Genomic DNA, 13391 nt, shown 5'->3' with positions numbered 1-13391 from the left:
CTAAGAACAGAGTGTATTCATTTAAAATCTAACGATTCTTTTGTTACCGATGCGCCAGTAGATAACAACGGATTAGGGCAAGCATTTTCACCTACTGATACCGTTGCAACAGGTTTGGCTAGTTGTATGTTGACAATGATGGGTATTAAGGCAAACGGGTTAGAAGTGGATCTTAAAGGTACTACAGCATCTGTAACCAAGCACATGGCAACTTCACCTAGAAGAATAGCTAAGATTGAAGTTGAGGTACATTTACCAAAAGAAATTTCAGATAAGAACAGAAAAATTTTAGTGCACACGGCAAATACATGCCCTGTGCACTATAGTTTACATCCAGATATTGAGAAGGTAATCACATATAATTGGGACTTATAAAAAAGGCACGTTCAATATTGTTTCTATTAGCGCTTCTGACCATTTTTAATGTTCAGAGCCAAGAAGTAGTGTCGTGGAAACCTGATTTTAGATTTACCTGGAATGATTTTAAAGGTGATGCTCCAATTACCTCAAGGGCTGCAGCAACTACAGCAAGTGGTATAACCTATCGCTTTTCCACATTTTACGAGAATAATGAATTACAGGTAGATTATAAAGTGTTTGCGTATTTCTATCCAACAAAGTCATGGTATAAACCTAAGTTGTGCAATGATGTTACCTTGCTGCACGAGCAATTACATTTTGATATTACCGAGCTTTATGCGCGTAAATTGCGAAAGCAATTGTCAGAGACGAAATTTACCAAGAATGTAAAAGTAGAAATTCGTAAAATCTATAAAGCTACTATTCGCCAACTGAACGATTTTCAAAATAAATACGATTCAGAAACTAATTATTCACGAAATTTAGTGGTGCAAGAACGTTGGGTTAAAGAGATAGCCGAGACCTTAAGTGAACATTAGATTAAAAGTGAAATAGTTATCAATTTTTAGATTCGAGTTCTAAAAAATCATTATTTAAATTGTTGACCTCATTAAAAATGAAATCAACAATTTTTCTTAAAAAACAACTTGTAATTTTTGAACTTAATGACAAAACCGCTAGTTAACTAAACTATACATCACAAATAGTAACACCTTGTTTTAAAGCGTCTATTTTGTTTTCCCAACTAGGTACAAATTCTTGAGCTACGTGTCCTGTATAACCTGTTTTTAAAATAGCTTTCATTACGGCAGGGTAGAAAATTTCTTGTGTGTCATCGATTTCGTGTCTGCCTGGGTTTCCGCCGGTATGGTAGTGTCCGTAATATTGGTGGTAATCTTGAATGTTTCTTATAATATCACCTTCCATAATCTGCATGTGGTAAATATCGTAAAGCAATTTAAAATGTTCAGAGCCAATTGTTTCACAAAGAGATACGCCCCATTCAGAAGTGTCGCACATATAATCTTTGTGGTTCACTTTACTGTTTAAAAGTTCCATTTGTAAAACTACGCCGTGTTTTTCAGCCAAAGGCATTAATTTTTTTAACCCAATGGCACAGTTACGTAAACCTACAAGATCGTTCATTCCATTTCTGTTACCACTAAAACATATTAGGTTGGTATAACCAGCCTCTGCTACCAAAGGAATAACACGTTCGTAATCTGCAATAAGTTCATCATGTAAAGAGAGGTCGTTAAAACCTTTCTCGATTCCCATACCAGCGCCCCAACACATAGCAGCATGGATATTATATTTTTTCAAAAGCGGAAATTCATCTGGTCCTACCAGATCAATAGAACGTATATCTAGTTCAACTAATTTTTTAAGAAAATCTTCAAAAGGGATGCTTCCATAGCACCAATAACAGACACTATGGTTAATATTGTACTTTAATTTGGCGGTCGCATTAGTTTTTTTATTGCTTGCCACTGCTGCTGAAGTAGTTAAGAATCCGACAGAGGCAGCCGCTGAGGTACCAATAAAATTTCTTCGTTTCATGTTGTTGTGAGTTGTTGATTTTTTTAAAGATAATTTTTTACATTTAATAATGGAAATAAATCCTGATAAGGAAAAATTAATAGAATTAGCACATTACCGAATGCCATTTGGTAAGTATAAGGGAAGGCATCTAATAGATTTGCCAGAGCCTTATTTGGTATGGTTTAATCAAAAAGGATTTCCTGATGGTAAATTGGGAGATTTATTGCAATCTATGCTAGAAATCAAAACAAATGGCTTAGAATCAATAATTCGAAAAATACAAAAACATTTTCCTAAGGAAACCCGTTAAGTTCTCACCTCAATTTGTAACTTTGTGTCCCGTAACATAGAATTCGATACATGGCACAAACCAAATACATCTTCGTTACGGGAGGCGTTACTTCTTCGTTAGGAAAAGGCATCATTGCTGCATCTTTGGCGAAATTACTGCAATCTCGCGGCTACAAAACTACCATTCAAAAACTAGATCCATACATTAATGTAGATCCAGGAACGTTAAACCCTTATGAGCATGGCGAATGTTATGTGACTGATGACGGTGCCGAAACAGATCTAGATTTAGGACATTACGAGCGCTTTTTAAATGTTCGTACTTCTCAGGCAAACAATGTTACCACTGGTAGAATTTACCAAAGCGTTATAGAAAAAGAACGTAGAGGAGAATTTTTAGGTAAGACGGTACAAGTAGTTCCACACATTACAAATGAAATAAAGGAACGCGTTCAAGTACTGGGTAAAAGCGGTGAATATGATATCGTAATTACTGAAATTGGTGGTACGGTAGGTGATATAGAATCATTACCTTATATAGAAGCGGTACGTCAACTTCTTTGGGAATTAGGTGATAACAATGCTATTGTTATTCATTTGACCTTGGTGCCTTATTTATCTGCAGCAGGTGAATTAAAGACAAAACCCACACAGCACTCTGTAAAAACGTTAATGGAAAGCGGTATCAAAGCCGATATTCTTGTATGTAGGACAGAGCATGAGATTTCTAATGATATAAAAGACAAACTGGCGCTATTCTGCAATGTAAAGCGTGAAGCGGTTATTCAGAGTATTGATGCATCTACAATTTATGATGTACCATTGTTAATGCAAGAAGAAGGTTTAGACACCGTAACCTTGCAGAAATTGGGGTTACCTAATGATGTAGAGCCAGACTTAGGTCGTTGGAACGAGTTTTTGGCTAGACATAAAAACCCTAAAGCTGAGGTTACTATTGGTTTAGTAGGTAAATATGTAGAGTTACAAGATTCTTATAAATCTATATTAGAAGCTTTTATACATGCAGGAGCTGCTAACGAGGTAAAAGTAAAGGTGAAATCTGTTCATTCAGAATATATTACGGCAGCCAACTACGAAAACAAACTAAAAGGATTGGATGCTATTTTGGTAGCGCCAGGTTTTGGTGAACGTGGTATAGAAGGTAAAGTGAAAGCTGTTGAATATGCACGTGTAATGAAAATTCCGTTTTTAGGTATTTGTTTAGGTATGCAAATGGCGGTTATTGAATATGCACGTAATGTATTGAAACTTGCAAATGCAAATTCTACAGAGATGGATGAAAATACATCTGATCCTGTAATTAGCATTATGGAAGAGCAAAAGACCGTAACCGATAAAGGTGGTACAATGCGTTTAGGTGCTTGGGACTGTGAATTGAAAGAAGGTAGTCTGGTTAAAGAAATGTATCATGGAGAGTCTCAAATTTCTGAGCGTCACCGTCATAGATATGAATTTAACAATGCCTATTTAGAGAAATTAGAGAATGCAGGACTAAAAGCCACAGGTTTTAATAAAGAAACCAATTTAGTTGAAATTGTAGAGCTAGAAGATCACCCGTGGTTTATTGGCGTACAGTATCACCCAGAGTATAAGAGTACCGTTGCTAATCCACACCCTTTATTTGTTGGCTTGGTCAAGGCTGCTTTAGAGCACAAAAAGGCATAAACTAATGCCACATTGGCATAAACACCATATTTGGACATATATTTGCTTTCTTAAAAATTCAAAATATATCCAATTAATTAGAAATACCACATGGAAGAAAAGAAATTTGATGTACAATCCATTATCGGCTTCGTGCTTATTTTTGGAATACTCATCTTCATGTTTTACCAAAATCAACCAACTCCAGAAGAGTTAGAGGCAGAAAAGGCGAAGCAAGAACAAGTAGAGGCTGCAAAGGCGTCAGAAAATTCAGAAACAGAAACTGTTATTAATGATGTACCGCAATTAGATTTACAAGATTCTACTGCAGTTGCAAATTACCAAGGAAAAATTGGTGCTTTTGGTTTTACAAAACCTTCTAACGACATAACTACTTTTGAGAATGAAGTTCTTTTATTAAAAATTAGTAATAAAGGTGGGCAGATTGTAGAAGCGAAAATGAAACAATTCGTTACTTATGATTCTGTACCGGTGTATTTGGTAAAAGATGGTAATGCTTCATTTGGTTTAGATTTTGCGACATCTGATAATAGAATGTTGAATACTCAAGATTTATATTTTGAGCCTACTATGTCAAATGATAATGGTAACAAGGTGTTATCGTTGAAAGCAAAGACATCTAGCAATCAATATTTAGAATATAGATATGTTATTAAACCGAACGACTATTTGGTAGATTTTACCATTAAGTCAAAAGGTTTGGATAATGTTATTAGTACCAGTAAACCAGTAACTTTAGATTGGAAGTTAAAAGGTATACGCCACTCAAAAAGTATTCAATACGAGAACAGATATACGCGTTTAACTTATAATCATGAAGATGGAAAAATAAGTAAGCTTTCTGAAGGTAGTGATGATGAAGAATCAGAAGAAGATATAAAATGGATTTCTTACAGACAGCACTTTTTTAGCAGTATTCTAGCGGCAGATGAGCCTTTTAAAGGAGGTGATCTTACCTCTGTTAATTTAGTAGAAGAGGAGAGTAGAACTTTTGGTTTTACTAAAAAATATGCATCGGCTTTAACCGTAGGTTTGGAAGGTGGAGAAATATCTAAAGATTTACACTGGTATTTTGGTCCTACAGATGTTGAGACTTTATCTCAATACGAAGATTTAGGCCTGGTAGATTCTATTCCTTTTGGATGGGGTATTTTTGGTTGGATCAACCGTTACGTGTTTACACCTTTCTATGGTCTTATTAGTACGTACTTCCCTTATGGTATTGCTATTGTAATTATGACAATATTAGTTCGTTTGGCAATGTCACCTGTAACCTATAAGTCCTATTTATCTCAAGCTAAGATGAAGGTTTTAAAACCTGAAATTACAGAGCTGGGAGAGAAGTACAAGGACAATGCTATGAAGAAGCAACAAGAAACCATGAAGTTGTATGGTAAGGCAGGGGTGAGCCCCATGAGCGGTTGTATACCCGCTGTTATACAAATGCCTATTTTCTATGCGCTTTTCATGTTTTTCCCAACATCGTTCGCATTACGTCAAAAATCATTTTTATGGGCAGATGACCTTTCTTCTTTTGATACTATCTATCAATTCCCAGAAGGATTCTCTATTCCATTTTATGGTGATCACGTAAGTTTATTTCCAATTTTGGCTTCTATAGCTATATTCTTTTATATGAATATGACAACAGGTCAAAATATGCCAACACAGCCGGGTATGCCTAACATGAAATTTATCATGTACCTAATGCCGTTTATGATGTTGTTTTTCTTTAACAACTATGCAAGTGGTTTAAGTTTGTATTACTTCGTATCTAACCTTATTACAATTGGTATTATGTTGGTGATCAAGAATGTTATTATAGATAATGATAAGATTCATGCCCAGATACAAGAAAATAAGAAGAAACCTAAGAAGGAGAATAAGTTCCAAAAGAAAATGCGTGAAATGATGGAGCAGGCAGAAGCGCAGAAAAAGAATTAAGTATTTCTTATTTTTTGAAAATAAAAAAGCCCTTTCAAATTTGAAAGGGCTTTTGCCATTGGTTAAGGCTTGGTTTGGTAAGATTTGGGATGTCAAAGATGTAATTTATTTAAGGTTCTATAAAAAGTTAGTTGTAAAGGGTGGGTTATTGTATGTTAAAAGGTTGTATAATGATGTTAGCTGTTTCAAGGCATAAAAAAACCTCTCTATTTGTAGAGAGGTTTTCTTTTGTTTTAAATTGAATGTTGTTAATTATAGTGCATCAAGTGCTGCCTGTGGCAAAAGAACCTTGTTAATAACATGAACTACTCCGTTACTAGCCTCTACATCAGCAATAACTACTGTTGCATTCTCTTCGGTTGCATCTTCTACATGTACCGATCCATCTTCTTTAATGTCAATACCCACGTTTTCACCTTGAAAAGATTCAATAGATTGTCCATTACTTAAATCTGTAGAAAAAGCGGCTGTTCCTACTACTACGTGATAGGAAAGTATAGTTACTAATAAACCCTTTTCAGCTTCTGTATCAAAATCGGCTAGGCTAGTATAGTCTTCGCCTAAAGTATCTAAAAGAGCAACAAAAGCATCATTTGTAGGTGCAAATACTGTAAAAGGACCATCGCCATTAAGTGTCTCAGCCAAACCTGCATCAGCTTGTACCAAAGCATCTACCAATAAACTTAAATCATCTGTAGCAACTGCTGTGTCTACAATAGTTTTTAATTGTAAGCTCGCAACAAAGTCAATTGCCGCTTGTGGCAATAAAACTTTATCGATGGTATGGGCAACCCCATTAGAAGCCATAATGTCAACACCTGTAATAGTAGCATCGGTATCAGAAGCATCTCCTATTACAAATGTATCGCCAGAAGAAATTACTTCAACGCTGTTGTTCTCAAATGCAGTAGCAACTTCGCCGGCAGCTAAATCTGTAGATTTAACTTCTGCAGCAATTACATGATATAATAGTATGTTAGTCAAAAGGGCAATTTCCTCGTCGGTATCAAAATCATCTAGACTATTATAGTCGTCACCTAGTATATCTAAAAGTGATACAAAGGCATCATCGGTAGGGGCAAAAACTGTAAATGGTCCTTCTGAACTTAAGGTTGCAACTAAATCTGCCTTAATAACAGCAGTTTCCAATAAAGATAATGGCTCTGTAGCTACAACAATATCTACTAATGTTCCATTTTCCTCAGGCATTTCTTCTCCGTTCAGAGCATCAATTATAGCTTGTGGTAACAATACTTTATCAATAACATGAACAATACCATTGCTAGCTTCCACATCTGCAATGACTACTTGAGCATCAACTTCGGTAGCATCATCAATAAATACGTCGCCATCAATATTAATAGTTAAATCTTCACCTTGTACTGTTGTAACGACCATACCATTGTTAAGGTCAGACGAGCTTGCGGCAACTCCAGAAACTACGTGATACGTTAAAATAGAGGTTAAAATTGCTCTTTCTTCGTCTGTATCAAAGTCAGAAAGTGAGTCAAAATCATCTAATTGATTTAATAATGTTGTGAAAGCATCGTTTGTTGGGGCAAAAACGGTAAAAGGTCCGTCAGAACTTAAAGTCCCTACTAAATCCGTTCCTTCAGAGTTATCGGCAGTTGTAAGAGCGGCAACCAAAGAAGAAAGTGCATCTTCTGCTTGGGCGGTTTCAACGATGGTCAATTCGTTGGCTGTCATAGGTTCCACATCATCATCGTCACTACATGACCATGTAACCAAGGTAATAGTAAGTAGCAGTAAAAAATTTCGTAATCTCAGCATTTTTTTCATAATGGTGTTTTTAAATTTGTTTAATTAAGTTTTAATTATGTTTAACATTAAGTGATTTAAAATACATTTATGATAATAAATAATGTACAATGCTAAAAATACGACAGTTATATTTTGTTTAACTAATTTTTAAAAAAGTTTAACAAAATATTTTTGACTCAAAAAAATTATGTGTGAAGACTATATGAGCTTAGCATTGATTTTTATTAAGCTTATCGTTAAAGGATTATGGGTAAAGCAGTGTTTGAAAAAAATAGACTTTGAAATGAAATTTCGTAATTTTGTATCGACCAAGAAGAAGAGATGAAAAAAGTAGTAATAGGACTTTCTGGAGGAGTAGATTCAAGCGTGGCAGCATACCTTTTAAAGGAGCAAGGATATGATGTCATTGGTTTGTTTATGAAGAACTGGCATGATGATTCGGTAACGATATCAGAAGAATGTCCGTGGTTAGAAGATAGTAACGATGCTTTGATTGTAGCAGAAAAATTGGGTATTCCGTTTCAAACAGTAGATTTAAGTGCCGAGTATAAAGAGCGTATAGTTGACTATATGTTTAAGGAATATGAAATGGGGCGCACACCAAACCCTGATGTACTTTGTAATAGAGAGATTAAATTTGATGTCTTTATGAAAATTGCCATGCAGTTGGGTGCCGATTTTGTAGCCACTGGGCATTATTGTAGAAAAGGAACTTTGCACAATGCGGATGGTACGGAAACATATCAATTATTGGCAGGAAAAGATGGTAACAAAGACCAGTCATATTTTTTATGTCAACTTTCGCAGGAACAATTATCAAAGACATTATTTCCGATAGGGGAGTTGACCAAGCCGCAGGTAAGGGAAATTGCCGCAAAGATGAATTTGATTACTGCAGATAAAAAAGATTCGCAAGGTTTATGTTTTATAGGTAAAGTAAGATTACCAGAATTTTTACAGCAACAATTAAAACCCAAAACTGGAAAGATTGTGGAAGTGCCTGCTGGGTTTGATGCTTATGAGCGAACTACGCCTAATTTTGATGATATAAATGCTGAATTAGAATTTTACGCAGAGAAACCTGTATATCATCTTACAGATGGTAAAGTTGTGGGTGAGCACCAAGGTGCGCATTATTTTACCAAAGGGCAACGTAAAGGGTTGCATGTAGGTGGTACAAAAGAACCTTTATTCGTAATAGATACCGATGTAAACGAGAATATCATATATACCGGTCAAGGTAAGGCGCACCCGGGTCTGTATAGAAGAACTTTATTTGTGAAAGACGAAGAATTACATTGGGTACGAACTGATTTAGCATTGAATATTGATGAAAAACTAGAAGTAAAAGCGCGTATTAGATACCGACAAGAACTACAAGAAGCAACAATATACAAGGTAGAAGGCGGTTTGTATGTAGATTTTAAAGAAATGCAGTCGGCAATTACCGAAGGTCAATTTGTAGCTTGGTATTTAGAAGATGACCTAATTGGCTCCGGAGTAATTTCTTAAATAATAGGTTACATTTTAGAGGGCATAATAGTATCTTTAAAATGTAACTTCTTACTCTTTAATTGATATTTAAGTCACTTACTCTGCGCATGCAAAATAGAATTACCCAACTTTTTAAGATAGAATATCCAATAATTCAAGGAGGAATGATTTGGACCAGCGGATGGAGACTAGCCAGTGCTGTATCAAATGCAGGAGGTTTAGGAGTCATCGGGTCCGGTAGCATGTACCCTGATGTTTTGCGTGAGCATATTCAAAAGTGCAAAAATTCGACTAAGAAACCTTTCGCGGTTAATGTGCCTATGCTCTATCCTGATATTGATAAATTGATGGATATTATCATAGAAGAGGAGGTAAAAATTGTATTTACATCTGCAGGAAACCCTAAAACATGGACATCTTTTTTAAAAGAAAAAGGAGTAACCGTTGTACATGTGGTCAGTAGCTTGAAGTTTGCATTGAAAGCTCAGGAAGCCGGAGTAGATGCTATTGTTGCAGAAGGTTTTGAAGCAGGCGGACATAATGGTAGGGATGAAACAACAACTTTAGTTTTGATTCCTGCAGTGAAAGAAAAAATAACAATTCCTTTAATTGCCGCAGGAGGTATTGCCACGGGTAAAGCAATGCTGGCAGCTATGGTTTTAGGTGCCGATGGGGTGCAGGTTGGCAGTAGGTTTGTAGCAAGTGAAGAAGCCTCTAATCATGAGAGTTTTAAAGAGGTGGTGGTAGAGGCAAAGGAAGGAGATACTCATTTAACCTTAAAAGAACTAGCTCCTGTTCGTTTAGTGAAAAACAAATTCTACAACGAAGTACAACAAGCATATGCTGACGGAGCCACTACCGAAGAATTAAAAACGCTTTTAGGCAGAGGGCGTGCCAAGAAAGGGATGTTCTTAGGCGACTTAGAAGACGGCGAGTTAGAAATAGGTCAAGTATCTGCGTTGATACACGACATTAAGCCTGCTGGTGAAATTGTAAAGGAAATGATGTATGAGTTTAATAAGAGGAAAGCAGAACTTTCCTCCTTATAGACTATACTTCTTTATCTTAACCTTCAATAATCCGTACTTTATTTCTTAAGGAGCCCAGGTATTGTATAAGATCTCGAAGTTCTCTTCTAGAAATCATACGACTCATAGCAGGCATGGCTGACATTGAATTTTCTCTTTGAGCGATTCTCATTAAAGGAATTCTTAAAGGTTCAGCTTCAGATGTTCTTAGCAAAATCTCTTTATTATTTTCTTCTATTAACACGCCTTGAACTTTTTGCCCGTCTTTTAAAGTTATTGTTATGCTCCCATAACCAGGAGCCAATCTTTTGCTCGGTTCAATAAGCGCTTCTAATAATTGCTGTCTGTCCAAAACATTACCAATATTATCTAATTTAGGACCTACTTCACCACCTGAACCATTTACAGAGTGGCAACGTACACATTGCGCTGTAGGGTTGTTGTTGATAACAGATCTACCTGCCCACCAGTTTCCTCCATATAGAGTTTCTTGAAAAGGATTAGCGGAGAACAAGGTTTTTTTTAAGATTATCTAGATGTGCTATAAGGGTTGCAGTCATGTTGTATAGTCAACGGTATTTCAACAGGTTGTTTATTTATGCCAGAAGCGCAAAGAAGCATTAAGGATTTAGTCCCTAAAAGATTTATCTTTAAAATGTCATTATTGTTTGGTTGGATTGATACTTAAATGTGGTGAATAATGTAGATAACTAAGCTAAAAAATGAATTGTAGGTAAATTATTAACCATATATGGTATAGATTTATCAATTTGAATTTAAAACATAATTTATTTCAACGTTAAGAAAGTGTGTTCAAAAGTTCCTTTATATTTGATTACTTATCAAACCAATATTTATATGAATACTATAAAAACAGCTGCCTTCATTTTTTTGATGGCTATTAATTTAACCCTGTTACAAGCTCAAGAAGGTCATCCATTAGAAGGGAAATGGAATTTAACTATTGATCAAGAAGGTGAAAAATTACCATCTTGGTTAGAAATTAGACATTCTGGTACCAATACCTTAATCGGTAGGTTTACGTATGCTTTCGGTAGTGCAAGACCAGTTGCAGAAATTGAAAAGCATGGCGAATTATTTTCATTTGAAATTCCGCCACAATGGGAACCGGGAGCGGCCAATATGGAATTTGAAGGAAAAATAGTAGGAGAAGGTTTAGAAGGTACTATGATATATGTAGATGGAAAGACGTATAATTGGACGGCTAACAGATCACCAAAACTTCCATATTATGAAAATGCGAAAGAAGGGAAGACGGTAAAGTTATTTAATGGTAAAAATTTAAAAGGCTGGACAATTAAGCCGGGAAATCAATGGGCGGTGTTAGATGGCATATTAACCAGCTCTAAACCCGGGGTTAATTTAGTTTCAGAAGAAAAATTTAAAGATTTTAAACTACATGCAGAATTTAGATACCCAGAAGGTAGTAATAGTGGTATGTATTTAAGAGGGCGTTATGAGGTGCAGATAGCCGATAATATTGGTCTAGAACCATCTTCCATATATTTTGGTGGAATTTATGGATTGTTAACTCCCAATGAAAATGTAGCAAAGAAAGCTGGAGAATGGCAGACTTATGATATTACTTTGATAGGAAGAAGAGTTACTATTGTAGCAAACGGAAAAACAATTATTTCTAATCAAAATATTGAAGCAATGACTGGTGGAGCTTTAGATAATAATGAATCAGAAGCCGGACCAATAATGATACAAGGAGATCATGGTCCTGTAGAATTTAGAAAATTAGAAATAACACCTTTAACTAAGGGGTGATTTTAGAATAAAGTATTAGAAAAAAGCCTCCGGTTATGGAGGCTTTTTTATGTTTTTAACTATTAAGTTTGGTAATGATAGCTAAAGCTTTTTTCTCTTCATCTTTATTTATATAGATTTCTATGAATTCTGATAGCGGCGTTCCAAAACCAGCTAGCCGAGCAGATTCTTTTTCATCTTTGAGTATTGGAGTGATATTATTTTCTTTCAACGCTATTTCAATGCGTTTTGCTTCTATACTATTACCGCCGAAAACTTTAATATAGTTTGAATCCATAATTATTGTAAATTTTTAGTTGCGTTTTTAATATAGGTGTTGAAATTTTGAAAAGTGTTTGTCAATATTTCAATTTGTTCTTTTGCTTCTGTCCAATTTTTTTGTTCGATAGCTTCTCTTACTCCCGGTAAAGTTTTTACACCGTAACCAGTGTAAAAGCCTGGTGCGTAAATTTGATGTTTAAACCAAGGTCTACGAGGTAGTCCTTCCTCTGAGGTAAGCATCTGTTCTGCTTTTATTAAATGTTTATTAAGCTGTTCTCTTGATTTTTTAGAAAGAGCAGATATATTGATTTTTTCAAACTGAGAAATAGTTTCATTGAGTATGACTAATTCATTTTGTAAAGATGAAAAATCTACATAAGGAATAAGTTCTTTTTTTGTAGGCGTTTTTACTTTTTTTGTTGGGTCGGCTGCTAATTCATATGATTTTAGAGAAACTATTTTATTATGTTTTAAAACTTCTTTTCTCATACTTTCTGTTTCTTCAATAATTTCGGTTAAGTAATTTGAAATCATTGAATGCCATTGAGAGAAGTTCAACGGAATAACATCTGCATTTGCTAAACGTAAAGTAATTAAACCTGCAGTATTCGCCAAGGCAACACCATAGGCGAATTTTGGATCTTTAAATCTTTTATAATGTGGATATGTATCGTAGATAGTATGATATTCTCCGCCGCCATTTTCTCCACCAAAACCAAGGTTTAAAGCCGCTATACCAGCATGTTGAATAAAAGGGGTGTAGTCAGAACCAGAACCTAATGCAGATAACTTAAAAGAGTCGTCACCACCGTTAACCATATTTGCTGCAATTCTACGTTCTTTAACTGATACATTTGTTTGTGGGTCAACCACATTATCCGCTACCTCGCTTACCATAGCCTGTAGTGAGTGAGATCCACCGGCACCTAAGAATCCGCGACCATTACCATCAGTATTAATATAGGCAACAACCTTTTCTTGTAGTTCTTTTTTATGATCTTCAACCCATTCTGTAGAACCTATTAACCCTGGTTCTTCGGCATCCCATGCGCAGAATACCAATGTACGTTTTGGTTTTTGTCCTTTTTTTGCAAGTTCACCAATAGCGCGGGCTTCCTCCATTAGGGCAACCAAACCACTAATAGGATCATTTGCACCATGTACCCATGCATCATGGTGATTACCACGCATAACCCATTGATCAGGAAA

The 13391-nt window shown here is 35.5% G+C and carries 13 protein-coding genes; 8 read left to right on the top strand and 5 right to left on the bottom strand.

The window, feature by feature from the left end:
• Both ABJI11_RS03715 and ABJI11_RS03710 read left to right on the top strand, forming a co-directional pair.
• Positions 1-375: OsmC family protein (locus ABJI11_RS03715; RefSeq protein ID WP_348349536.1), on the top strand; the 375-nt coding region annotated here is incomplete at its 5' end.
• A complete protein-coding gene (locus ABJI11_RS03710) occupies positions 363-899 on the top strand; it encodes a DUF922 domain-containing protein (RefSeq protein ID WP_348349534.1) in 537 nt (178 codons plus the stop codon). The genes ABJI11_RS03715 and ABJI11_RS03710, both read left to right, overlap by 13 nt.
• Before the next feature lie 151 nt (positions 900-1050).
• On the opposite strand, the gene ABJI11_RS03705 is transcribed toward ABJI11_RS03710, so the two are convergent.
• Complete coding sequence (locus ABJI11_RS03705; RefSeq protein ID WP_348349532.1) at positions 1051-1920, bottom strand: TIM barrel protein; 870 nt, start codon at positions 1918-1920, stop codon at positions 1051-1053.
• A 49-nt stretch (positions 1921-1969) separates the two neighbouring features.
• Here ABJI11_RS03705 and ABJI11_RS03700 point away from each other — a divergent pair, with 49 nt between their 5' ends.
• The 3 genes from ABJI11_RS03700 to yidC all read left to right on the top strand — a co-directional run bounded on the left by ABJI11_RS03700 (position 1970) and on the right by yidC (position 5823).
• Positions 1970-2212 carry a DUF3820 family protein gene (locus ABJI11_RS03700; protein WP_348349530.1) on the top strand — a complete coding sequence of 81 codons (243 nt, stop codon included), beginning with the start codon at positions 1970-1972 and terminating at the stop codon, positions 2210-2212.
• Positions 2213-2262: 50 nt separating this feature from the next.
• Positions 2263-3879: a CTP synthase gene (locus ABJI11_RS03695; RefSeq protein WP_348349528.1), complete on the top strand. Its 1617-nt coding sequence runs from the start codon at positions 2263-2265 to the stop codon at positions 3877-3879.
• Between the two features lie 90 nt (positions 3880-3969).
• Entirely contained in the window at positions 3970-5823 is a 1854-nt protein-coding gene (gene yidC, locus ABJI11_RS03690) for a membrane protein insertase YidC (protein ID WP_348349526.1), read from the top strand.
• A 252-nt stretch (positions 5824-6075) separates the two neighbouring features.
• Here the strand turns inward: yidC and ABJI11_RS03685 are convergent, their stop codons facing one another.
• Positions 6076-7623 carry a fasciclin domain-containing protein gene (locus tag ABJI11_RS03685; protein ID WP_348349524.1) on the bottom strand — a complete coding sequence of 516 codons (1548 nt, stop codon included), beginning with the start codon at positions 7621-7623 and terminating at the stop codon, positions 6076-6078.
• 303 nt (positions 7624-7926) lie between these two features.
• Here ABJI11_RS03685 and mnmA point away from each other — a divergent pair, with 303 nt between their 5' ends.
• On the top strand, positions 7927-9117 hold the full coding sequence (mnmA, locus tag ABJI11_RS03680; protein ID WP_348349522.1) for a tRNA 2-thiouridine(34) synthase MnmA: 1191 nt from the start codon (positions 7927-7929) through the stop codon (positions 9115-9117).
• A gap of 89 nt (positions 9118-9206) precedes the next feature.
• Positions 9207-10148 (top strand): nitronate monooxygenase, encoded by a 942-nt coding sequence (locus ABJI11_RS03675; RefSeq protein ID WP_348349520.1) that lies wholly within the window; start codon positions 9207-9209, stop codon positions 10146-10148.
• A 16-nt stretch (positions 10149-10164) separates the two neighbouring features.
• Here ABJI11_RS03675 and ABJI11_RS03670 read toward each other — a convergent pair whose 3' ends face one another.
• Positions 10165-10641 carry a c-type cytochrome gene (locus ABJI11_RS03670; RefSeq protein ID WP_348349518.1) on the bottom strand — a complete coding sequence of 159 codons (477 nt, stop codon included), beginning with the start codon at positions 10639-10641 and terminating at the stop codon, positions 10165-10167.
• A 344-nt stretch (positions 10642-10985) separates the two neighbouring features.
• Here ABJI11_RS03670 and ABJI11_RS03665 point away from each other — a divergent pair, with 344 nt between their 5' ends.
• Complete coding sequence (locus tag ABJI11_RS03665; protein ID WP_348349516.1) at positions 10986-11921, top strand: DUF1080 domain-containing protein; 936 nt, start codon at positions 10986-10988, stop codon at positions 11919-11921.
• Positions 11922-11976: 55 nt separating this feature from the next.
• On the opposite strand, the gene ABJI11_RS03660 is transcribed toward ABJI11_RS03665, so the two are convergent.
• The gene (locus ABJI11_RS03660) at positions 11977-12198 is read right to left on the bottom strand and encodes a DUF2007 domain-containing protein (RefSeq protein WP_348349514.1); all 222 of its coding nucleotides are present in this window, start codon (positions 12196-12198) and stop codon (positions 11977-11979) included.
• Between the two features lie 2 nt (positions 12199-12200).
• A partial coding sequence (locus tag ABJI11_RS03655) for a transferrin receptor-like dimerization domain-containing protein (RefSeq protein WP_348349512.1) occupies positions 12201-13391 on the bottom strand: 1191 nt, incomplete at its 5' end.

Source organism: Maribacter sp. (genome assembly GCF_039968975.1).
In the GTDB taxonomy this organism is placed as follows: domain Bacteria; phylum Bacteroidota; class Bacteroidia; order Flavobacteriales; family Flavobacteriaceae; genus Maribacter.
The sequence above is the reverse complement of the archived record's forward strand: the minus strand, read 5'-3'. Positions and strand labels throughout refer to the sequence as shown.